The organism is Streptomyces sp. 7R007, assembly GCF_054850255.1.
Map to the genome: position 1 here is coordinate 1 of NZ_JBTWMV010000033.1, position 20,970 is coordinate 20,970.

The window sequence follows — 20,970 nt, forward strand, 5'->3', positions numbered from 1 at the left end:
CTGGGGGCTGCCGCCCCCAGACCCCCGCTTCGGCCTGAACGGCCTCGTCCTCAAGCGCCGGACGGGCTGTGCACTGCCGGTGCCTGCCACGGTGCCGGCCGATTCGGACTTGTTCGGAGGACGTGACAACATGCGGTCATGTCCTCCGCACTGACCGATCTCTTCCCCCATCCGATCGTGCAGGCTCCGATGGCGGGCGGCGTCTCCGTGCCGCGGCTCGCCGCCGCCGTGTGCGAGGCGGGCGGGCTGGGCTTCCTCGCCGCCGGGTACAAGACCGCCGACGGCATGTACCAGGAGATCAAGCAGCTGCGCAGCCTGACCAGCCGCCCCTTCGGCGTGAACCTCTTCATGCCGCAGCCGGACAACGCGGAGTCCGGCGCCGTCGAGATGTACGCCCACCAGCTGGCCGGCGAGGCCGCCTGGTACGAGACCGAGCTCGGCGACCCCGACAGCGGCCGCGACGACGGTTACGACGCCAAGCTCGCCGTCCTGCTCGACAACCCCGTACCGGTGGTGTCGTTCCACTTCGGCGTCCCCACCCGCGACGTGCTGGACTCCCTGCGCCGCGCCGGCACCTTCACGCTGGTCACCGCGACCACCGCCGAGGAGGCCCTCGCCGTGCAGCGGGCCGGCGCCGACGCGGTGATCGCGCAGGGTGTGGAGGCCGGCGGCCACCAGGGCACCCACCGGGACACCCCGGAGAACGACGCCGCCGGCATCGGCCTGCTCTCCCTGATCGCCCAGGTCCGCGAGACCGTGGGCATCCCGGTCGTCGCCGCCGGCGGCATCATGCGCGGCAGCCAGATCGCCGCCGTCCTCGCCGCGGGCGCCGGCGCGGCCCAGCTCGGCACGGCCTTCCTCGCCGCGGCCGAGTCCGGCGCGAGCGCCGTCCACAAGCAGGCGCTGACCAACCCCCTGTTCACGCGTACGGAGTTGACCCGCGCCTTCTCCGGCCGCCCGGCCCGCGGCCTGGTCAACCGCTTCATGCGCGAGCACGGCCCGTACGCCCCCGCCGCCTACCCCGAGGTGCACCACCTCACCTCACCGCTGCGCAAGAAGGCCGCCGCGTCCGGCGACGCGCAGGGCATGGCGCTGTGGGCCGGGCAGGGTCACCGCATGGCCCGTGAGCTGCCCGCCGGACAGCTGGTGGAGGTGCTGGCCGCCGAACTCGACGCGGCCAGGACAGCGTTGTCGGGCAAGGGGGACCTGCGATGACCGCGCCGGTGTTCGTGGCGCAGGACCTGCCGGCCGGCGGCGGGCCGTACGTCCTGGACGGCGCCGAGGGCCGGCACGCCGTCTCCGTGAAGCGGCTGGAGCCCGGCGAGGAGGTCGTCCTCACCGACGGCGCCGGCCGGCACGCGGTGGGCGAGGTGACCGGCGTGGAGGGCAAGGACCGACTGGTCGTCCGGCTGGCCCCGGTGACCGAGGAGCCGGCGCCGAGGCCCCGGATCACCGTCGTGCAGGCCCTGCCCAAGGGCGACCGCGGTGAACTCGCCGTGGAGACCATGACCGAGGTCGGCGTGGACGCCATCGTGCCCTGGCAGGCGGCGCGTTGCATCACGCAGTGGAGGGGCGAGCGCGGGCTGAAGGCGCTCGCCAAGTGGCGGGCGACCGCGCGCGAGGCCGGCAAGCAGTCCCGCCGGGTCCGCTTCCCGGAGGTCGCGGACGCGGCGACGACCAAGCAGGTTGCCGCACTTCTTGCCAAAGCCGACCTCGCCGCCGTGCTGCACTCCGACTTCGAGCACGGCAGCGCACCGCTGGCCACCGCCGACCTCCCCGCCGAGGGGGAGATCGTGCTGGTCGTCGGACCCGAAGGGGGCGTCTCCAAGGACGAGTTGGCGCTCTTCGAGGAGGCCGGCGCGAAGGCGTACGTCCTCGGCCCCACGGTGCTGCGCACCTCGACCGCCGGCACCGCGGCGACAGCCCTGCTCCTGGGCCGCACCGGCCGCTGGTCGTAGCACCGGCGCCCGCAATGACCGTATGCGCTCTACCGCCGGGCGGCACCTGGTGGCAGGCTGCCCTGCATGTGGGGATGGACGTCGGTTCGGCTGCGTACGCGTGGGGCGCGGGTGGCCGCCGTGACGGGGCTGGCCGTGGTGGCCGTCGGCGGGGTCGTCGCCTGTGATCCGACCGGACTGAGTTCCGCGTCCGTGGCGTACACGACCGACCAGACCGTGACCAAGGAACTCGAACGGCAGAAGGTCGACGTGCAGTGGCTCAGCTGCACGGCCAACTACGGCAACAACGACAAGGCGTACACGCCCGGTCAGTCGACGCCCTCGGCGAGCGAGACCACCGTCGCCAACGTCGACTGCCAGGGCCAGACCAAGGACGGCAAGGAGATCACCGTCACCGGCAAGATCACCCGTGCCGTGGACGGCGCCTGTGTGCGCGGCGACCTGACCGCGAAGGTCGGCGGCCGGACGTGGTTCCACGTCAGCGGACTGGGCGACTGCAACGGCACGCCCTCGCCCGTCGGCAACGGCAACACCACCCCGACCTACGGGCAGCCCGGCCCCACCGTCACCGTGACCGTCACCCGGACGATCTGGTGCAAGGGCGATCCGCAGTGCTGGCCGGTGCAGGGCAAGTGATCCAAACGCCTGTCCGTCGACGCCTCGACTGCATAGAGTGATCGGGTGACGCAGTCCGCACCTCCCGCATACCTCCGCCACCCGCATCTGCACGGCGAGTTGGTCGCGTTCACCGCCGAGGACGACGTCTGGCTCGCCCCCCTCGACGGCGGCCGGGCCTGGCGGGTCAGCGCCGACAACGTACCGGTCACCCAGCCGCGCATCTCGCCCGACGGCACGACGGTCGCCTGGACGTCGACGCGGGACGGGGCGCCCGAGGTGCATGTCGCCCCGGTCGCCGGCGGGCCGTCAAGACGGCTGACGTACTGGGGCAGTTGGCGCACCGCCGTGCGCGGCTGGACACCCGGCGGCGAGGTCCTGGCGATCAGCGCGCAGGGGCAGGCCGGCCTGCGCCGCACCTGGGCCCGGACCGTCCCGCTCGACGGCGGGCCGGCCGCCACCCTGCCCCACGGTCCGGTCGGTGACGTCGCGTACGGCCCGAAGACCGTCCTGCTGTCCGCGCCCATGGGCCTGGAGGCCGCCCGCTGGAAGCGCTACCGGGGCGGTACGGCGGGCAAGTTGTGGATCGACTCCGGCGGGGACGGCGAGTTCGTCAGGCTCCACGCCGACCTCGACGGCAACATCGAATGCCCGGTGTGGGCGGGCATGGGGGTCCCCCCGCTCGAGCGAAGCCGAGAGTGGGGGAGGATCGCGTTCCTCTCCGACCACGAGGGCGTCGGCGCGCTGTACTCCTCGCTCGCCGACGGCTCCGACCTGCGCCGCCACACCCCCCTCGACGGTTTCTACGCCCGCCACGCATCGGGTGACGGCAGCCGCGTCGTCTACTGCTCGGCCGGTGAACTCTGGCTCCTGGACGACCTCGACGGCGCCGAACCCCGCCGCCTCGACGTCCGGCTCGGCGGGCAGCGCGTCGACCTCCAGCCGTACCCGGTCAACGCGTCCCGCTGGTTCGGCTCGGCCGCCCCCGACCACACCGCGCGCGGCAGCGCGGTCTGTGTGCGCGGCGCCGTCCACTGGGTGACCCACCGCTCCGGCCCGGCCCGCGCGCTGGCCGCCGAACCCGGCGTCCGGGCCCGGCTGCCGCGCACCTTCCGGGCCGAGGGCGAGGAGTGGGTCGTGTGGGTGACGGACGCCGAGGGCGAGGACGCCCTGGAGTTCGCCCCGGCCACCGGTCTCGCGCCCGGCGCCACCCCCCGCCGGCTCGCCGCCGGGCAGCTCGGCCGGGTCCTGGAGCTGGCCATGGCACCCGACGGCAGCCGGGCCGCGGTCGCCTCGCACGACGGGCGGCTGCTGTTCGTGGAGCGGGAGACCGGCGAGGTGCGCGAGGTCGACCGCAGCGAGGACGGCGAGGTCTCCGGCCTGGTCTTCTCGCCCGACTCGGCCTGGCTCGCCTGGTCCCACCCCGGGCCGCGCCCGCTGTGCCAGCTCAAGCTCGCCAACACCGCCGACCTGGCGGTCACCGAGGCCACCCCGCTGCGCTTCCAGGACTACGACCCCGCCTTCACCCTCGACGGCAAGCACCTCGCCTTTCTCTCCAGCCGCTCCTTCGACCCGGTCTACGACGAGCACGTCTTCGACCTCGCCTTCCTGGCCGGCGCCCGCCCGCACCTGATCACCCTGGCCGCGACCACCCCCTCGCCGTTCGGCCCGCAGCGCCACGGCCGCCCCTTCGACGCCCCCGACAAGGACGAGACCCCCGACAGCGAGGGCACCCCCGCCACCCGCGTCGACCTGGAGGGCCTCGCCGACCGCATCGTGCCCTTCCCGGTCGAGGCCGCCCGCTACAGCGGCCTGAGGGCCGCCAAGGACGGCGTGCTGTGGCTGCGCCACCCGGTGCACGGCGTCCTGGGCGCCTCCCGGGCCACCCCGGACGACCCCGACCCCAAGACCGAGCTGGAGCGCTTCGACCACGTCCAGCAGCGCGTCGAGCACCTCGCCGCCGACGCCGACGCCTTCGAGGTCAGCGGCGACGGCAAACGCATCCTGCTGTGGACCGACGGCCGGCTCAAGGTCGTCCCCAGCGACCGGCGCGCCCCGAACGACGACGACAGCGACGCCAACATCACCGTCGACCTCGGCCGGGTCCGCCAGACCGTCGACCCGGCGGCCGAGTGGCGGCAGATGTACGCCGAGAACGGCCGCATCATGCGGGACCACTTCTGGCGCCCCGACATGGGCGGCGTCGACTGGGACGCGGTCCTCGACCGCTACCGGCCCCTGCTCGACCGGGTCGCCACCCACAGCGACCTGATCGACCTGCTGTGGGAGGTGCACGGCGAACTCGGCACCTCGCACGCCTACGTCTACCCGCGCGGCGGCTACGGCCACGGTGCCCGGCAGGGCCTGCTCGGCGCCGACATCTCCCGTCACCAGGACGGCAGTTGGCGCGTCGACCGGGTCCTGCCCGCCGAGACCTCCGACCCCGAGGCGCGCTCCCCGCTGGCCGCGCCCGGCGTCGCGGTGCGCGCGGGCGACGCGATCGTGGCGGTCGCCGGCCGCCCGGTGGACCCGGTCACCGGCCCCGGCCCGCTGCTGACGGGCACCGCGAACAAGCCCGTCGAGCTGACCGTCTCGCCCGCCGGCGGCGGCGAACTGCGCCACGCGGTCGTCGTCCCCATCGCCGACGAGACCCCGCTGCGCTACCACGCCTGGGTCGCCGACCGCCGCGCCCACGTCCACGAACGTTCCGGCGGCCGCCTCGGCTACCTCCACGTCCCCGACATGCAGGCGCCCGGCTGGGCCCAGATCCACCGCGACCTGCGCGTGGAGGTCGCCAAGGAGGGCCTCGTCGTCGACGTGCGCGAGAACGCCGGCGGCCACACCTCCCAGCTCGTCGTCGAGAAGCTCGCCCGGCGCGTCGTCGGCTGGGGCCTGCCGCGCGGCAGACGCCCCTACAGCTACCCGCAGGACGCCCCCCGCGGCCCCGTCGTGGCCGTCGCCGACGAGTGGTCGGGCTCCGACGGCGACATCGTGAACGCGGCGATCAGGGCGCTCGGCATCGGGCCGGTGGTCGGCACCCGCACCTGGGGCGGGGTGATCGGCATCGACAGCCGCTACCGCCTGGTCGACGGCACCCTCGTCACACAGCCCAAGTACGCGATCTGGCTGGAGGGTTACGGCTGGGGCGTGGAGAACCGCGGCGTGGAGCCGGACGTCGAGGTGGTGCAGCGCCCGCAGGACTGGGCGGCGGGCCGGGACGCCCAACTGGACGAGGCGGTGCGGATCGCGCTGGAGGCGCTGGCGGAGACGCCCGCGAAGACACCTCCCAGCCTGGACTGACGCACTCGCTACGATGCCCTCGTACTCGATCACACCGGAGGCACCATGACAGGCGAGCCGCAGGACGACTGTCTGTTCTGCAAGATCGTCGAAGGGCACGTCCCCGCGACGGTCGTCCGCGAGACGGAGACGACCGTCGCCTTCCGGGACATCAACCCCCAGGCACCCACCCATGTCCTGGTCATCCCCAAGGCGCACTACGCGAACGCCGCCGAACTGGCCGCCCACGCCCCCGGACTCGCCGCCGACGTCCTGCGCGAGACCCAGGCGGTCGCCGACGAGGACAAGCTGGAGAGCTACCGCGTCGTCTTCAACACCGGCGCCGGCGTCGGCCAGACCGTCTTCCACGCGCACGCCCACGTCCTCGGCGGCCGCGGCATGCAGTGGCCCCCCGGGTAAGTCGCCGTGTCCGTACGCGAACTGGTGGTGCTGGGCACGGCCAGCCAGGTCCCCACCCGGCACCGCAACCACAACGGCTACCTGCTGCGCTGGGACGGCGAGGGCCTCCTCTTCGACCCCGGCGAGGGCACCCAGCGCCAGATGCTGCGCGCCGGGGTCGCCGCGCACGACCTGAACCGCATCTGCGTCACCCACTTCCACGGCGACCACTGTCTGGGCCTGGCCGGCGTCATCCAGCGCGTCAACCTCGACCGGGTCCCGCACGAGGTCACCGCCCACTACCCGAAGTCCGGGCAGCGCTTCTTCGACCGGCTGCGGTACGCGACGGCGTACCGGGAGACCGTGCGGATCACCGAGGCGCCGGTCGCCGCGGACGGCGTCCTCGCCACCACCCCGGCCTACACGCTCGACGCCCGCCGCCTCTCGCACCCCGTCGAGTCCTACGGCTACCGCCTCACCGAACCCGACGGCCGCCGTATGCTGCCCGACCGGCTCGCCGCGCACGGCATCGCGGGCCCGGACGTCGGCCGCCTCCAGCGGGAGGGCTCGCTGAACGGCGTCTCGCTGGAGGACGTCAGCGAGGTGCGCCGGGGGCAGCGGTTCGCGTTCGTCATGGACACCCGGCTGTGCGAGGGCGTGCACGCGCTCGCGGACGGCTGCGACCTGCTCGTCATCGAGTCGACCTTCCTCGACGAGGACGTCGAACTCGCCGAGGAACACGGCCATCTGACCGCCGGTCAGGCGGCGCGGGCGGCCCGGGACGCGGGCGTGCGCCACCTCGTCCTGACCCACTTCAGCCAGCGGTACGCGGAACCCGAGGAGTTCGAGCGGCAGGCGCGGGCGGCGGGGTTCGAGGGGGAGCTGACCGTAGCGCACGATCTACTGAGGGTGCCGGTTCCGAAACGCAGATAAATCACCCGTACGATACTGCGATGCCCCTCCCCAAAGCAGAACTGCACCTCCATATCGAAGGCACCCTGGAGCCGGAGCTCGCCTTCGAGCTCGCCGCCCGCAACGGCGTCGAGCTGCCGTACGCCGACACCGACGAGCTTCGCAAGGCGTACGACTTCGAGGACCTCCAGTCCTTCCTGAACCTGTACTACGAGCTGATGGCCGTCCTGCGCACCGAGCGGGACTTCGCGGACCTCGCCGACGCCTATCTCGCCCGCGCCGCCGCGCAGGGCGTCCGGCACGCGGAGATCTTCTTCGACCCGCAGGCCCATCTCGCGCGGGGCGTGGACCTGGACACGGTGGTGGAGGGCCTGTGGCGCGCGCTGGGGAGCAGCGAGGCGCGGCACGGCGTGTCCACCCGGCTCATCCTCTGCTTCCTGCGCGACGAGTCCGCCGAGTCGGCCCTGGAGACGCTCCGGGCCGCGAAGCCGTACCTGGACCGGATCACCGGCGTGGGCCTGGACTCGGCCGAGGTCGGGCATCCGCCGGCGAAGTTCCGCGAGGTCTACGAGGCCGCCGCCGCGCTGGGGCTGCGACGGGTCGCCCACGCCGGTGAGGAGGGCCCGCCGGAGTACATCACCGAGGCGCTGGACGTGCTCGGCGTCGAGCGCGTCGACCACGGGCTGCGGTGCGTGGAGGACCCGGCGCTGGTGGAGCGGCTCGTGCGCGAGCGGATACCGCTCACCCTGTGCCCGCTCTCCAACGTCCGCCTCCGCACGGTCGACACCCTCGCCGACCACCCGCTGCCGGCCATGCTGGACGCGGGCCTGATGTGCACGGTCAACTCAGACGACCCGGCCTACTTCGGCGGGTACGCGGGCGACAACTTCGACGCGGTGCGCTCGGCGCTGGGACTGGACGAGGAACGCCTGCGCGCGCTGGCCCGCAACTCCTTCCTCGCGTCCTTCCTGGAGGACGACGAGGAGAAGAGGGCGCGGTACCTCGCCGAGGTCGACGCCTACGCGTTCTAGGCGGCCGTGGTGTCGTAGTCCCGCGGGGCGGGTGTCTCCACCGGGAGGTCCACCGGGATCTCCACCACCGGGAGGGAACGCCTGCCCAGCGCGACCGCCGTCATCGGCACGGCGATCACCAGCAGTCCGGCGGCCAGCACCGCCCCCATCACCGGGAACCCGGCCCGTGCCGCCAGCAGGCTGCCCGTCAGGGGGCCCGCCGCCGTGCCCAGGGAGGACGCCGAGCCGACCAGGACCGCCCAGCGTCCGCGGGGGTCCAGGGAGGCGGCCAGGCCGATGACGTAGGACAGCACGACCGGGTAGAGCAGGTTCCAGGCGATCTCGCCCGACGCGAAGGACGCCAGGCCGGTCGCCGAGGCGCTGACGGCGATGCAGCCGGCGATGAGCGCGGTGCCGGCGCCGACCGGCAGGGCCCGGCCGAGGCGGGGGCCGGCCGCGCCCGCGACCGTCACGCCCAGCAGTCCGGCGCCGAGGGCCACCGCGAAGACCGCGCCGACGGTGGCCTCCGACAGGTGCGCCTGGACGAGGCCGATGCGGCCGCTGACGCCCCACAGCGCGTTCTGGGCGAGGGACCAGCAGAGCATGGCGGCGGCCAGGAGCAGGCCGGAGCGCGGGTGGGGGAGGCGGGTGCCGGTGCGGGCGGCCTGGGGGAGCGCGGCGCGGACCGGGAGGCGGCCGGTGAGCGGCCACACGGCGAGGGCGGTGAGGGCGATCGCGGCGAGCGGCAGGCCGTGGCCCGGACCGAGGCGGGGGACCGTCAGATAGACGGCGCCGGCGAGCGCGGAGACGCCGAGCAGGCCCAGCGTGGTGACGCGGTGCGGGTCGGGGCGGCCGGCGATGCCGGAGGCGGCGACCGTGGTGGCCGTACCGGAGCCGAAGCCGCCGAGCACGGCGCCGGCGACGACGGCCCACACGGTGGTCGTCAGGGCCGCAGTGCCGTAACCGGCGACGGCGAGCGCGAGGCCGGCGCGAGCCAGGGTGCGGGGGCCGATCCGGTCCACCCGGGCGGCCAGCGCGAACCCGGCCGACGCCGAACTCAGCAGCAGCGCGCTGCCGACGGCACCGGCCTGCGTGGCGGTCAGCGGCAGTCCCGAGTCCAGTCGGCCGACGGTGGTGGGGAGCAGGTAGGGGGCGAGGTACCCGGCCGTGAAAAGGGCGACGAGGGGCCAGGCGGTGGTGCGGGGGGCGGACACGGGCGTTCCCAGGGCATGCGAAAGAAGCGGCTCACGAAGGGGGTGGGGCGCAGGCCGTCGACGGACGGGAACGCGCGAGCAAGTTGTATCAAGCACGCGGTTGTGGAAGAAGGACGGGGGGTGTGATGTGGCGCACGTTCGCGTTTGGGGTGGGAGAGGCCGGGTAAACGGGCGCTTTCGTCGGGCCTCTCCGGCCCGTCAGCGCCAGTGCACCGCCCCGCCGCCCGCCGGCACCGACGCCTCCACCTTGGCCCTGATCTCCCGCATCACCGCCACGATCCGCTCCTCCCGCCCCGGCGTCAGCCGGGCCACCGGGACCGAGCAGCTGATCGCGTCCTGGGCGGGGGAGTCGTAGCGCAGCGCGAAGCCGAAGCCGACGATGCCGAGCACGCCCTCCTCCCGGTCGACGGAGTAGCCGCGGTCGCGGACCTCCGCGAGGTCGGCGGCCAGGGACGCGCGGCTGGTGTGGGAGTGGGGGGTGAGGGCCTCGTAGGGACCGTCGGGCAGTTCCGTGTCCGAGCGTTCGGCCAGCAGCGCCTTGCCCAGCGCGCCCGCGTGCGCGGGCAGCCGGCGCCCCACCCGGCTGATGGTGCGCAGGTACTCGTGCGACTCCCGGGTGGCCAGGTACGCCACGTCCCGCCCGTCCAGCCGCCCCATGTGGATCGTCTCGCCGAGCGCCTCGGACGCCTCGTCGAGGTACGGCCGTACGACGCGCACCCGCGGGTCGGAGTCGAGGTAGCTGGTGCCGGTCAGCAGGGCGTGGATGCCGATGCCGTAGAGCGAGCCGGTGATGTCGGTGCGGACCCAGCCGCGGCCGATCAGCGTCTGCAGCAGGGCGTACATGGAGCTGCGCGGCACCTCCAGCGCGTCCGCGAGCTCCTGTAGACGGGCCGGGCGGTCGCCGCGTTCGGCCAGCAGTTCCAGCAGCTCGACCGTGCGCGCCGCCGACTTCACCTCGCGGACGCCCCCTGACTCAGACATGTGCCGATGGTAGTCGGGCGGCGCCGCGCCATTGACGGGTGCCGTTCGTGTACCTAGCCTTTGTCTTCATACATAGATGACATCTACATGGGGAGATGACCGAGGGTGAGCCTCGACGTCGACGACACCGACGGCACGGCCGGCACGAACGACACCAGCGACCCGATCCGCACCGCCCGGCGGCTGAGCGACGGCATGGCGCGCGGTGTGCTGTCGTTCCCGCTCACGAGCTTCGCCGCGGACGGCTCGCTGGACCCCGACGGCTTCCGGGCCCACGTCGCGGCGCAGCTCGCGACCGGACCCGGCGCCGTCTTCCCCGCCTGCGGCACCGGCGAGTTCTTCTCGCTGGACGAGGACGAGTACCGCCAGGTCGTCGCCATCGCCGTCGAGGAGGCGGCCGGCCGGGTGCCCGTCGTGGCCGGCGTCGGCTACGGCTGGGCACAGGCCGCCCGGTTCGCGCGGATCGCCGAGGACGCCGGCGCCGACGCGCTGCTGGTGCTCCCGCACTACCTGGTCGCCGCCCCGCAGGACGGGCTCGTCGCCCAGCTGGAGCACCTCGCCGCCCGCACCCGGCTCCCGCTCATCGCCTACCAGCGCGGCCAGGTCGCCTACACGCCCGCCTCGCTGCGCCGCATCGCCGCCCTCCCGACCGTCATCGGCCTCAAGGACGGCCACAGCGACCTCGACCGGCTGCAACGCCTCACCCTCGCCGCCCCCGAGGGCTTCCTGTTCTTCAACGGCGCCGCCACCGCCGAGATCCAGGCCCGCGCCTACGCCACCGTCGGCGTCCCCGCCTACTCCTCCGCCGTGCACGCCTTCGCCCCCGAGATCGCGAACGCCTTCTTCGCCGCCCTGAAGGACGGCGACCAGGGCGCGGTCGACAAGCTGCTGCGCGACTTCTACGTCCCGCTCGTCGAGATCCGCGACCGCGTCCCCGGGTACGCCGTCTCGCTGGTGAAGGCGGCCGCCCGGCTGCGCGGACGCCCCGTCGGCCCCGTGCGCGCCCCGCTCACCGACCCCTCGCCCGCCGACCTGGCCGACCTGGAGGCCCTGCTCACCGCCGGCCTCGACCTCGTAGGAGCCGCCCTGTGAACCTCACGATCACCGACGTACGGCTGACGCCGATCCTCGTCGCCGACCCCCCGCTGCTCAACACCCAGGGCGTGCACCAGCCGTACACCCCCCGGCTGATCGTGGAGGTGGTCACCGCCGACGGGATCACCGGCGTGGGCGAGACGTACGGCGACACCAAGTACCTGGAGCTGGCGCGGCCGTTCGCCGAAAAGCTGATCGGACGTCAGATCAGTGACCTGAACGGGCTGTTCGTGATCGCCGACGAGGTCGCCGTGGACGCCTCCCGGGTCTCCGGGCAGGTCGACGTCGGCGGGCTGCGGGGCGTGCAGACCGCCGACAAGCTGCGCCTGTCCGTCGTCTCCGGCTTCGAGGTCGCCTGCCTCGACGCCCTCGGCAAGGCCCTCGGACTGCCCGTGCACGCACTGCTGGGCGGCAAGGTGCGCGACGCCGTCGAGTACAGCGCCTACCTGTTCTACAAGTGGGCCGGCCACCCCGAGGGCGTGGCCTGCGAGAAGGACGACTGGGGCGCCGCCCTCGACCCCGCCGGGGTGGTGGCGCAGGCGCGGCTGTTCAAGGAGCGGTACGGGTTCACCTCGTTCAAGCTCAAGGGCGGCGTCTTCCCGCCGGAGGAGGAGATCGCCGCCGTACGGGCCCTGGCGGACGCCTTCCCCGGCCACCCACTGCGGCTCGACCCCAACGGCGCCTGGTCGGTGGAGACTTCGCTGAAGGTGGCCAGGGAGCTGGCGGACGTCCTGGAGTACCTGGAGGACCCGGCGCTCGGCATCTCCGCCATGGCCGAGGTGTCCGCCGGCACCGACGTGCCGCTGGCCACCAACATGTGCGTGACGACGTTCGCCGAGATCAAGGAGGCGTTCACCCGGGACGCCGTCCAGGTCGTGCTCTCCGACCACCACTACTGGGGCGGACTGCGCAACACCCGGCAACTCGCAGCCATCTGCCGGACGTTCGGTGTCGGCGTCTCCATGCACTCCAACACCCACCTCGGGATCAGCCTGGCCGCGATGACCCACGTCGCCTCCACCGTCCCCGGTCTCCACCACGCCTGCGACTCCCACTACCCCTGGCAGTCGGAGGACGTCCTCACCGAGCGGCTCGCCTTCGACGGCGGCAAGGTCGCCGTCTCCGACGCGCCCGGTCTCGGCGTCGAACTCGACCGGGACCGGCTCGCCGCGCTGCACCGGCGATGGCTGGCGGACGACGGTTCGCTGCGCGAGCGCGACGACGCGGCCGCGATGCGGATCGCCGACCCCGGGTGGCGGACGCCGGCGGTGCCGCGCTGGTAGACGCCCCGCAGGAGGACGCGACGGGCGGGTGGGGCGGGAGCGGCGGCCCGTTGTCGGTGGTGTGGTGCACACTGGCCTGATCCGCACCATGTCAGGGAGTGCACCGTGATCGCGCCCAACGGAAAGGGACCGTCGCCCATCACCGAGGGACCGCAGTGCCAGGCCCGGGTCGACCCCCTGGCCGCGCTGCGCACGCCGGACGATCCTCCCTGGGACGTGTACCTGACGGGCACGGTCTTCCTGGACATCATCTTCACCGGGCTCGACTCCGCCCCGGTGCGCGGGACCGAGTCCTGGGCGCGCGGCATGGGGTCGAGCCCCGGCGGCGTCGCCAACATGGCCACCGCCCTGGCCCGCCTCGGCCTGCGCACGTCCCTCGCGGCGGCCTTCGGCGACGACCACTACGGGGAGTACTGCTGGGACGCCCTGGAGAGCGGCGAGGGCATCGACCTCTCGCCGTCGCGGACGGTCCCGGGCTGGCACTCCCCGGTCACCGTCTCCATGGCGTACGAGGGGGAGCGCACGATGGTCTCCCACGGCCACGAGCCTCCTCCGGAGGAGCCGGCCCCCGACTGCCCGCCGCGCGCCCGGGCCGCGGTGGCCTCGCTGGAGCCCGGCAGACGCGCCCCCTGGATCGCCCAGGCCGCGCGCAAGGGGACCCGCGTCTTCGCCGACGTCGGCTGGGACGACACCGGTGCGTGGGACCTGGCGGGCCTGGCCGACCTCGAACACTGCGAGGCGTTCCTGCCGAACGCCGAGGAGGCCATGCGCTACACCGGCGCCTCCTGTCCGCGCGCCGCGGCGCACGCCCTCACCGACCATGTGCCGCTCGCGGTGGTCACCCTCGGCGCGGAGGGGGCGTACGCCGTGGACCGGCGGACCGGGGAGACGGCGGAGGTCCCCGCCATCGCCGTGGAGGCCCTCGACCCCACGGGCGCCGGGGACGTCTTCGTCGCCGGCTTCGTCACCGGCACGCTGGCCGGCTGGCCGCTGGCCGACCGCCTGGCCTTCGCGGGCCTGACCGCGGCCCTGTCCGTGCAGGAGTTCGGCGGCTCCCTCTCGGCGCCCGGCTGGTCCGAGATCGCGGCCTGGTGGCACAAGGTCCAGTCCGTCGACGGCCAGGACCCCGAGGCCCTGCACCGCTACGCGTTCCTGAACCGCCTGCTCCCCGAGGACGCGGGCCGACCATGGCCCCTACGCCGAGCAGTACCGACAATCGGCTTCAGACCGGCGTGAGCACCGACGACGCGAGGGCCGCCGACCGGAGGCTGCTGCTCTGGGAGTCGGCGGCCTGACCGTCGGCGGTCTGCCGCCGGGCCGGTGGCCTGAGGCTGAGGGTCTGCGGGGCGGCGGCCCGAGGTCGGCGGGCTGCGGATCAGCGGCTGGAGGGGCGGCGGTCTGGACGTTAGCGCGGTCGGGTGTGCGGGGCGGCGGTGCGAGGCCGGCGGCTGCGGGGCAGTGGCCGGGTGGGGCGGTGGTCTGTGGGCGGCGCCTTGAGCGTTGGCGGATCGTGGGGCGGCGGTCTGGGCGTTGGCGCGGTCGGGTGTGCGGGGCGGCCTGGCCGTCGGCGGATTGTGCGGTGGTGGTGTGGGTGTCAGCGGTCGGGTGTGTGGGAGAGGATGTGCGTGACCTGTTCGCGTACCACCTCGCGGGCCGGTGGGGGGAGCGTGCCGAGGGGGGTGTCGCCCAGGGTGTCGAGCACGGCCTCCGGGGTCGCGTCGCAGGGCGTGCTTCCGGCGAGGACCTCGTAGCCGTCGCGGACGGCGACACGCAGTTCGGGCCGGCCGCCCTCGGGGGCGTGCACGGCCGTGGCCACGACGAGCGGCGGCGGACCGCCCGGCGCCTCGGACAGCTTGCGGTAACCGCTGGCCACCGGCTCCCGCCAGCGCAGGCTCAACAGCAGGGGCTGCTTGGCCACCAGCTCGGCGAGGTCCGTCTCGAACGGCCCGTCCGCCGCCAGCGCCACCGCCCGCGCGTCCAGCACCACGGCCGCCGGCAGCAGACAGCGCAGCGTGCTGCCGACGATGTTCCCGCCGACCGTCGCGGTCCGGCGCACCGCGCCCGTGCCCACCCCGGCCGCCGCCCGGTGCAGCACCTGCGGCACCCGCTCGTCGACCTGGTGCAGCAGCACCGCCGCCCCGAGCTCCCCGGCGCCGAGCACGTTGGCCTCCGGCAGCCGCCGCAGGGACACGGCCTGTTCCGGGAACCCGTCCCGTTGCCAGGCGGCCCAGACCAGGGTGGCGCCGCCGACCGGCACCGCCCCCTCGGACAGGCACTGCCGGGCCTCGGATATGGACGTGGGCAGCCGCAGAAGCACCGTCGACCTGCTTTCCCCGGACGCCGCCGACGATCACCGGCGCCGCCCCGACACGTGTGGCACTGACGGCGCGAAGCATGCCCACGCACGCGGGGGGAGCATGCGGGGCTCACCGCTTCACACAGGGCGCCCGCGCGCCCCGCCCGCGCCCTGCGCGCCCCTCACGAAAAGGCCTACGGCGTTGTCAGTCCCCCGGCGTACCCTGGAAATCGCCAGGCCGCCCCTGTGGCGGGCGAGTCGTTACGAGGAGGACGAGCAAGGCCTACAGAGCCGGCCCATGACTCAGACACCCACAGCTCACACCCCCGCGCAGGGGCAGGCGAGAGCACAGTTCACCGTCCCCGCCCAGCACCCCATGGTGACCGTCCTGGGGTCCGGCGACGCCCTCCTGCGCGTGATCGAGAAGGCCTTCCCGGGGGCCGACATCCACGTCCGGGGCAACGAGATCAGCGCGGTCGGCGACCCGGTCGAGGTCGCCCTCGTCTCGCGCGTGTTCGAAGAGATGATGCTGGTGCTCCGCACCGGGCAGCCGATGACGGAGGACGCAGTGGAACGCTCGATCGCCATGCTGAAGGCGAGCGAGAACGGGACGAGCGACGGCCAGGAGACCCCGGCCGAGGTACTGACGCAGAACATCCTGTCCTCCCGCGGCCGCACCATCCGCCCCAAGACCCTCAACCAGAAGCGGTACGTCGACGCGATCGACAAGCACACGATCGTCTTCGGCATCGGCCCCGCCGGCACCGGCAAGACCTACCTCGCCATGGCCAAGGCGGTGCAGGCCCTGCAGTCCAAGCAGGTCAACCGCATCATCCTGACCCGCCCCGCGGTCGAGGCCGGGGAGCGCCTGGGCTTCCTGCCCGGCACGCTCTACGAGAAGATCGACCCCTACCTGCGCCCGCTGTACGACGCGCTGCACGACATGCTCGACCCCGACTCGATCCCCCGCCTGATGGCGGCGGGCACGATCGAGGTCGCGCCGCTGGCGTACATGCGCGGCCGTACGCTCAACGACGCCTTCATCATCCTCGACGAGGCGCAGAACACCTCGCCCGAGCAGATGAAGATGTTCCTCACCCGGCTCGGCTTCGACTCGAAGATCGTGATCACGGGCGACGTGACCCAGGTCGACCTGCCCACCGGCACCAAGTCGGGCCTGCGTCAGGTGCAGGACATCCTCGAAGGCGTGGAGGACGTCCACTTCTCCCGGCTGTCGTCCCACGACGTCGTACGGCACAAGCTGGTGGGCCGTATCGTCGACGCGTACGAGAAGTACGACAGCAAGCACGGCACGGAGAACGGCACCCACAAGGGCGGCCGGGGCAAGGCCGGGCACAAGGGGAAGTAGACAGACACAGCGCCATGTCGATCGACGTCAACAACGAGTCCGGAACCGAGGTCGACGAGCAGGCGATCCTCGACATCGCCCGCTACGCACTCGCACGGATGCGCATCCACCCGCTCTCCGAACTCTCGGTGATCGTCGTGGACGCCGACGCCATGGAGCAGCTGCACATCCAGTGGATGGACCTGCCGGGGCCGACGGACGTCATGTCCTTCCCCATGGACGAGCTCAGGCCGCCCAGCAAGGACGACGACGAGCCCCCGCAGGGCCTCCTCGGTGACATCGTGCTGTGTCCCGAGGTCGCCAAGAAGCAGGGCGAGGAGGCCCCGACGCAGCACTCCATGGACGAGGAGCTCCAGTTGCTCACCGTGCACGGCGTGCTGCACCTGCTCGGCTACGACCACGAGGAACCGGACGAGAAGGCCGAGATGTTCGGCCTCCAGGCGGCCATCGTGGACGGCTGGCGCGCGGAGAAGGGCCTGACCGGCCCGTCCCCGGCCCCGACCGTCTCATGACCGGGCAGATCGTCGCGGGCGCGGTCGCCCTGGTCGTCGTGGCATGGCTCGCCGCCTGCGCGGAGGCGGGCCTCGCCCGCGTCTCCAGCTTCCGCGCCGAGGAGGCCGTACGCTCCGGCCGCCGCGGCAGCGCCAAGCTCGCGCAGGTCGCCGCCGACCCGACCCGCTATCTGAACGTCGCGCTCCTGGTCCGCGTCGCCTGCGAGATGGCGGCCGCGGCCCTGGTGACGTACGCCTGTCTGCGCTCCGTCGACGGCACCACCCGCGCGCTGCTGGCGGCGATCGGCGTCATGGTCCTGGTGTCGTACGTCGCCGTCGGCGTCTCCCCGCGCACCATCGGCCGCCAGCATCCGCTGAACACGGCCACCGCGGCGGCGTACGTGCTGGTGCCGCTCGCGCGGATCATGGGCCCGGTCCCCAACCTCCTCATCCTGATCGGCAACGCCCTCACCCCGGGCAAGGGCTTCCGCCGCGGCCCCTTCGCCTCCGAGGCGGAGCTGCGCGCGCTCGTCGACCTCGCCGAGAAGGAGTCGCTGATCGAGGACGAGGAGCGCCGGATGGTGCACTCGGTCTTCGAACTCGGCGACACGCTGGTGCGGGAGGTCATGGTCCCGCGCACCGACCTGGTCGTCATCGAGCGCTACAAGACGATCCGTCAGGCCCTCACCCTCGCCCTGCGCTCCGGTTTCTCCCGCATCCCGGTCACCGGCGAGAGCGAGGACGACATCGTCGGGATCGTGTACCTGAAGGACCTGGTGCGCCGCACGCACATCAGCCGGGAGGCGGAGAGCGAGCTGGTGTCGACGGCCATGCGGCCCGCCGCGTTCGTGCCCGACACCAAGAACGCCGGCGACCTGCTGCGCGAGATGCAGCAGCAGCGCAACCACGTCGCCGTCGTCATCGACGAGTACGGCGGCACGGCCGGGATCGTCACCATCGAGGACATCCTGGAGGAGATCGTCGGCGAGATCACCGACGAGTACGACCGTGAACTGCCGCCCGTGGAGGACCTCGGCGACGACCGCTACCGCGTCACCGCCCGTCTCGACATCACCGACCTGGGCGAGCTGTACGGACTCGACGAGTACGACGACGAGGACGTGGAGACCGTCGGCGGCCTGCTGGCCAAGGCGCTGGGCCGGGTCCCCATCGCGGGGGCGTCGAGCGTGGTCGGGCTGCCCGACGGGCGTGAGCTGCGGCTGACGGCGGAGGCGGCGGCCGGCCGCCGGAACAAGATCGTGACGGTGCTGGTGGAGCCGGTGGGCGACCTCGACCCGCCCGAGGAGGAGGCGAAAGCGGAGTGAGCCCGGAGGAACTGCGCGACTTCTGCCTGTCCTTCAACGCGGCGGTGGAGGACTTCCCGTTCAACCCGGAGACCTCGGTCTTCAAGGTGCTGGGCAAGATGTTCGCCCTGACCAACCTCGGCGCCCGCCCGCTGACCGTCAACCTCAAGTGCGACCCCGAGGACGCGGTCCGGCTGCGCGCCGACCACCCGGGCCTGATCGTCCCCGGCTACCACATGAACAAGCGCCACTGGAACACGGTCACGGTCGACGGCGAGCTCCCGGACCGGCTGGTCCGGGAGCTCGTGGAGGACTCGTACGACCTGGTGGTGGCCGGTCTACCGCGCGCCGACCGGCTGCGGCTCGACCGCCCCTGAGCGGCCCGCCCGCAGGCCCACCGCCACCAGGGCCGCGGCCGCCAGCACCACCACCGCGTCGATCGCCAGCACCGTGTGGACGCCCGAGAGCAGGTCGCCGGAGGTGGTGGCGAGGACCCCCAGCAGGGGGATGCCGACGGTGATGCCGACCTGCTGGGTGGAGGTGACCAGGCCGGTGGCCAGGCCCTGTTCGTCGTCGGGGACGCCGGAGGTGACCGTCAGGCCGTAGGAGATGATCGCTCCCAGGTGGCACATGCTGGCCAGGGAGACGGCGGTCACCGCGAGCCACACCGACCAGGCGCGGTCGGTCAGGCCGAGCAGGGCGGCGATCAGGGCGCCCTGGCCGGCGAGCGAGAGGACCAGGGTGCGGCGGGCGCCGAGGCGGCCGATGACGCGGGGGGCGTAGGTGCCGGCGACCGCGGACAGGACGCCCTGGACGCCGAAGACCAGGCCGGTCTCGAAGGCCGACAGCCGCAGGGTCTCCTGGAGGTAGAGGGTCAGCACGAAGACGACCGTCGACATCATCGAGAAGGTGACCAGGCCGCCGATGTTGCCCCACGCCACCGTGCGGCGGCGCAGCATGGGCAGGGAGACCAGGGGAGCGGCCGTACGGGACTCGACGGTGACGAAGGCAGCGAGCAGGACGAGGCCGGTGACCAGCGTGATGACGACGTCCGCGTGGCCGAAGCCGTGGCCGGCGGCCGTCGACAGGGCGTAGATCAGGGAGAGCAGGCCGCCGGTGACGGTGACCGCGCCGGGCACGTCCAGGCGCGGCCGCTCGGGGGTGCGGGACTCGGGCAGCAGGGCGGGGGCCAGCGGGAGCACGATCAGCGCGAACAGCGTGAGCAGGCCCATCGTGGAGCGCCAGCCGAGCGTGTCGGTGAGGACACCGCCGGCCACCATGCCGACCGTGAAGCCCAGCGAGAGCAGCGTCCCCGAGATGCCCAGGGCGCGGTCGCGGGCCGGGCCCTCCGGGAAGGTCGTCGTCAGCAGGGACATGCCGGTCGGTACGATCGCCGCCGCGCCGAGGCCCTGCAGCGCACGGCCGGCCAGGAACGACGCCGGGTCCCAGGCGAGGGTGGCCAGCAGCGAGGCGGCGCCGAACAGGGCCAGGCCCGCCAGGAAGAGCCTGCGGCGGCCGTAGAGGTCGCCGACGCGGCCGAACAGCAGCAGGAAGCCGCCGGAGGGGAGCGCGAAGGCGGTGACCGCCCACTGCAGGGCGGAGGGGCTCATGCCGAGGTCGGTGCCGAGGACGGGCAGGGCCACGTTCAGCACGGAGAAGTCCAGGGCGACCATGAACTGGGCCGCGCACAGGACGAACAGGACGAGTTTGTCGCGCGTCGACAGCCGGGGGGTGCCGAGCGTCGCGGAGGTTGCGGGAGGGGTGGTGTCGATCGCCATGCCCAAGAGCCTGCTGGCAGTGGAATAGTCGTGGGGAGCGGCAGGTTGTCCTGGTGGTGGCACCACCAGGCAAGGACGAGGGGGAGTCGGTACGTGCCCGAGGACACGCTCAGAACCCAACGGCGAAGCGAGCTGCGCGAGTTCCTGATGAGCCGGCGGGCCCGGGTCTCCCCGGCCGAGGTCGGGCTGCCGGACGGCGGGGCACGGCGCCGCACGCCGGGGCTGCGCCGTGAGGAGGTCGCCGTCCTCGCCGGCGTCGGGCCGTCCTGGTACCAGTGGCTGGAGCAGGGGCGGGACATCTCCGTCTCCCCGCAGGTGCTGGACGCGGTGGCGCGGGTGCTGCGGCTCAGCGACGTGGAGCGGCGGCATCTGTACCTGCTCGCCGGGCTGAACCCGCCGACGCCCAGGCCGGCCCCCGACCAGGGGTGCGAGGGGCTGCGGCGGCTGATCGACACGTGGATGCCGTATCCGGCCCACATCATGGACGTGTACTACAACTGCGTGATGTACAACGACGCCGCGGGCTGGGTGCTCGGCATGCGGCCGGGGATCACGCAGAACTGCCTGGTCGACTTCTTCACCGACCCGATGTACCGCTCGCGTTCCAAGAGCTGGCAGCGCAACGCGCGCACGGTCGTCGCACAGTTCCGGGCGGCCAGCGCGGCCCGGCCCGACGACGAGGGCTTCCAGGAGCTGCTGGCCGAACTGACCGGGGTGAGCCCGGAGTTCGCGGCGCTGTGGGAGCGGCGGGACATCGAGGACGCGGGGCAGATCCGCAAGGAGCTCGACCATCCCCTGGTCGGCCTGCTGTGCCTGGAGTCGACGGCTCTCAGGGTGCCGGCCCGCCCGGATCTGACGATCGTGCTGCACACGCCGCTGGACGAGGCGAACACCGCGGCCAAGCTGGAGTGGCTGGCCTCCCCGGAGGGCCGGCGCGGGGCGATGTACCCCGTGGCGGGCTGAGCGGGGCCGGGCTTCGTATGCTC

At 73.3% G+C, this 20,970-nt stretch carries 19 protein-coding genes; 15 read left to right on the top strand and 4 right to left on the bottom strand.

Annotated features, from left to right (window positions below; translation table 11 throughout):
* Positions 1-138: 138 nt before the first annotated feature.
* The 7 genes from ACYF6T_RS31915 (at position 139) to ACYF6T_RS31945 (ending at position 8,194) form a co-directional block, all read left to right on the top strand.
* Positions 139-1,215 (top strand): nitronate monooxygenase, encoded by a 1,077-nt coding sequence (locus ACYF6T_RS31915; protein WP_461700834.1) that lies wholly within the window; start codon positions 139-141, stop codon positions 1,213-1,215.
* Complete coding sequence (locus tag ACYF6T_RS31920) at positions 1,212-1,958, top strand: 16S rRNA (uracil(1498)-N(3))-methyltransferase (RefSeq protein WP_461700835.1); 747 nt, start codon at positions 1,212-1,214, stop codon at positions 1,956-1,958. Before ACYF6T_RS31915 ends, ACYF6T_RS31920 begins: the two co-directional genes overlap by 4 nt.
* 66 nt (positions 1,959-2,024) lie before the next feature.
* On the top strand, positions 2,025-2,594 hold the full coding sequence (locus ACYF6T_RS31925) for a hypothetical protein (RefSeq protein ID WP_461700837.1): 570 nt from the start codon (positions 2,025-2,027) through the stop codon (positions 2,592-2,594).
* A 45-nt stretch (positions 2,595-2,639) separates the two neighbouring features.
* Positions 2,640-5,873, top strand: a complete 3,234-nt coding sequence (locus tag ACYF6T_RS31930) for a S41 family peptidase (RefSeq protein WP_461700839.1) — start codon at positions 2,640-2,642, stop codon at positions 5,871-5,873.
* Between the two features lie 45 nt (positions 5,874-5,918).
* A complete protein-coding gene (locus ACYF6T_RS31935) occupies positions 5,919-6,272 on the top strand; it encodes a histidine triad nucleotide-binding protein (RefSeq protein ID WP_461700840.1) in 354 nt (117 codons plus the stop codon).
* A gap of 6 nt (positions 6,273-6,278) precedes the next feature.
* Positions 6,279-7,184, top strand: coding sequence for a ribonuclease Z (locus ACYF6T_RS31940; protein ID WP_461700841.1), 906 nt, complete (start codon positions 6,279-6,281; stop codon positions 7,182-7,184).
* A gap of 20 nt (positions 7,185-7,204) precedes the next feature.
* Complete coding sequence (locus ACYF6T_RS31945; protein ID WP_461700843.1) at positions 7,205-8,194, top strand: adenosine deaminase; 990 nt, start codon at positions 7,205-7,207, stop codon at positions 8,192-8,194.
* On the opposite strand, the gene ACYF6T_RS31950 is transcribed toward ACYF6T_RS31945, so the two are convergent.
* The gene (locus tag ACYF6T_RS31950; RefSeq protein WP_461700844.1) at positions 8,191-9,387 is read right to left on the bottom strand and encodes an MFS transporter; all 1,197 of its coding nucleotides are present in this window, start codon (positions 9,385-9,387) and stop codon (positions 8,191-8,193) included. The genes ACYF6T_RS31945 and ACYF6T_RS31950 overlap by 4 nt on opposite strands.
* A gap of 198 nt (positions 9,388-9,585) precedes the next feature.
* Complete coding sequence (locus tag ACYF6T_RS31955) at positions 9,586-10,368, bottom strand: IclR family transcriptional regulator (RefSeq protein ID WP_461700845.1); 783 nt, start codon at positions 10,366-10,368, stop codon at positions 9,586-9,588.
* 195 nt (positions 10,369-10,563) lie between these two features.
* Between ACYF6T_RS31955 and ACYF6T_RS31960 the strand changes: the two genes are divergently transcribed.
* From ACYF6T_RS31960 to ACYF6T_RS31970, 3 genes are all read left to right on the top strand, one after another.
* Entirely contained in the window at positions 10,564-11,460 is an 897-nt protein-coding gene (locus ACYF6T_RS31960) for a 5-dehydro-4-deoxyglucarate dehydratase (RefSeq protein ID WP_461700909.1), read from the top strand.
* A complete protein-coding gene (locus tag ACYF6T_RS31965) occupies positions 11,457-12,746 on the top strand; it encodes a glucarate dehydratase family protein (RefSeq protein WP_461700847.1) in 1,290 nt (429 codons plus the stop codon). Before ACYF6T_RS31960 ends, ACYF6T_RS31965 begins: the two co-directional genes overlap by 4 nt.
* 105 nt (positions 12,747-12,851) lie before the next feature.
* Positions 12,852-13,982, top strand: coding sequence for a carbohydrate kinase family protein (locus ACYF6T_RS31970; protein ID WP_461700848.1), 1,131 nt, complete (start codon positions 12,852-12,854; stop codon positions 13,980-13,982).
* 358 nt (positions 13,983-14,340) lie between these two features.
* Here ACYF6T_RS31970 and ACYF6T_RS31975 read toward each other — a convergent pair whose 3' ends face one another.
* Complete coding sequence (locus ACYF6T_RS31975; RefSeq protein ID WP_461700849.1) at positions 14,341-15,063, bottom strand: FAD binding domain-containing protein; 723 nt, start codon at positions 15,061-15,063, stop codon at positions 14,341-14,343.
* 277 nt (positions 15,064-15,340) lie between these two features.
* On the opposite strand from ACYF6T_RS31975, the gene ACYF6T_RS31980 reads away from it, so the two are divergent.
* Genes ACYF6T_RS31980 through ACYF6T_RS31995 form a run of 4 tightly spaced genes read left to right on the top strand, consistent with a single transcriptional unit; the run spans position 15,341 to position 18,583 of the window.
* Positions 15,341-16,411, top strand: a complete 1,071-nt coding sequence (locus ACYF6T_RS31980; protein ID WP_461700850.1) for a PhoH family protein — start codon at positions 15,341-15,343, stop codon at positions 16,409-16,411.
* A 14-nt stretch (positions 16,412-16,425) separates the two neighbouring features.
* Entirely contained in the window at positions 16,426-16,923 is a 498-nt protein-coding gene (gene ybeY, locus ACYF6T_RS31985; RefSeq protein WP_142151884.1) for an rRNA maturation RNase YbeY, read from the top strand.
* The gene (locus ACYF6T_RS31990) at positions 16,920-18,227 is read left to right on the top strand and encodes a hemolysin family protein (RefSeq protein ID WP_461700851.1); all 1,308 of its coding nucleotides are present in this window, start codon (positions 16,920-16,922) and stop codon (positions 18,225-18,227) included. The genes ybeY and ACYF6T_RS31990 overlap by 4 nt, the downstream gene beginning before the upstream one ends.
* Complete coding sequence (locus tag ACYF6T_RS31995) at positions 18,224-18,583, top strand: MmcQ/YjbR family DNA-binding protein (RefSeq protein WP_461700852.1); 360 nt, start codon at positions 18,224-18,226, stop codon at positions 18,581-18,583. Before ACYF6T_RS31990 ends, ACYF6T_RS31995 begins: the two co-directional genes overlap by 4 nt.
* On the opposite strand, the gene ACYF6T_RS32000 is transcribed toward ACYF6T_RS31995, so the two are convergent.
* Positions 18,545-19,984 (bottom strand): MFS transporter, encoded by a 1,440-nt coding sequence (locus ACYF6T_RS32000; RefSeq protein WP_461700853.1) that lies wholly within the window; start codon positions 19,982-19,984, stop codon positions 18,545-18,547. The two genes, ACYF6T_RS31995 and ACYF6T_RS32000, sit on opposite strands and share 39 nt — an antisense overlap.
* Positions 19,985-20,131: 147 nt before the next feature.
* Between ACYF6T_RS32000 and ACYF6T_RS32005 the strand changes: the two genes are divergently transcribed.
* Complete coding sequence (locus ACYF6T_RS32005; RefSeq protein ID WP_461700910.1) at positions 20,132-20,947, top strand: helix-turn-helix transcriptional regulator; 816 nt, start codon at positions 20,132-20,134, stop codon at positions 20,945-20,947.
* The last annotated feature ends 23 nt before the right edge of the window (positions 20,948-20,970 follow it).

Coding starts and splice junctions, on each gene's coding strand:
- ACYF6T_RS31915 (WP_461700834.1), top strand. CDS start 139: ATGTCCTCCGCACTGACCGATCTCTTCCCCCATCCGATCGTGCAGGCT.
- ACYF6T_RS31920 (WP_461700835.1), top strand. CDS start 1,212: ATGACCGCGCCGGTGTTCGTGGCGCAGGACCTGCCGGCCGGCGGCGGG.
- ACYF6T_RS31925 (WP_461700837.1), top strand. CDS start 2,025: ATGTGGGGATGGACGTCGGTTCGGCTGCGTACGCGTGGGGCGCGGGTG.
- ACYF6T_RS31935 (WP_461700840.1), top strand. CDS start 5,919: ATGACAGGCGAGCCGCAGGACGACTGTCTGTTCTGCAAGATCGTCGAA.
- ACYF6T_RS31945 (WP_461700843.1), top strand. CDS start 7,205: ATGCCCCTCCCCAAAGCAGAACTGCACCTCCATATCGAAGGCACCCTG.
- ACYF6T_RS31955 (WP_461700845.1), bottom strand. CDS start 10,368: ATGTCTGAGTCAGGGGGCGTCCGCGAGGTGAAGTCGGCGGCGCGCACG.
- ACYF6T_RS31960 (WP_461700909.1), top strand. CDS start 10,564: ATGGCGCGCGGTGTGCTGTCGTTCCCGCTCACGAGCTTCGCCGCGGAC.
- ACYF6T_RS31980 (WP_461700850.1), top strand. CDS start 15,341: ATGACTCAGACACCCACAGCTCACACCCCCGCGCAGGGGCAGGCGAGA.
- ybeY (WP_142151884.1), top strand. CDS start 16,426: ATGTCGATCGACGTCAACAACGAGTCCGGAACCGAGGTCGACGAGCAG.
- ACYF6T_RS31990 (WP_461700851.1), top strand. CDS start 16,920: ATGACCGGGCAGATCGTCGCGGGCGCGGTCGCCCTGGTCGTCGTGGCA.
- ACYF6T_RS32000 (WP_461700853.1), bottom strand. CDS start 19,984: ATGGCGATCGACACCACCCCTCCCGCAACCTCCGCGACGCTCGGCACC.
- ACYF6T_RS32005 (WP_461700910.1), top strand. CDS start 20,132: ATGAGCCGGCGGGCCCGGGTCTCCCCGGCCGAGGTCGGGCTGCCGGAC.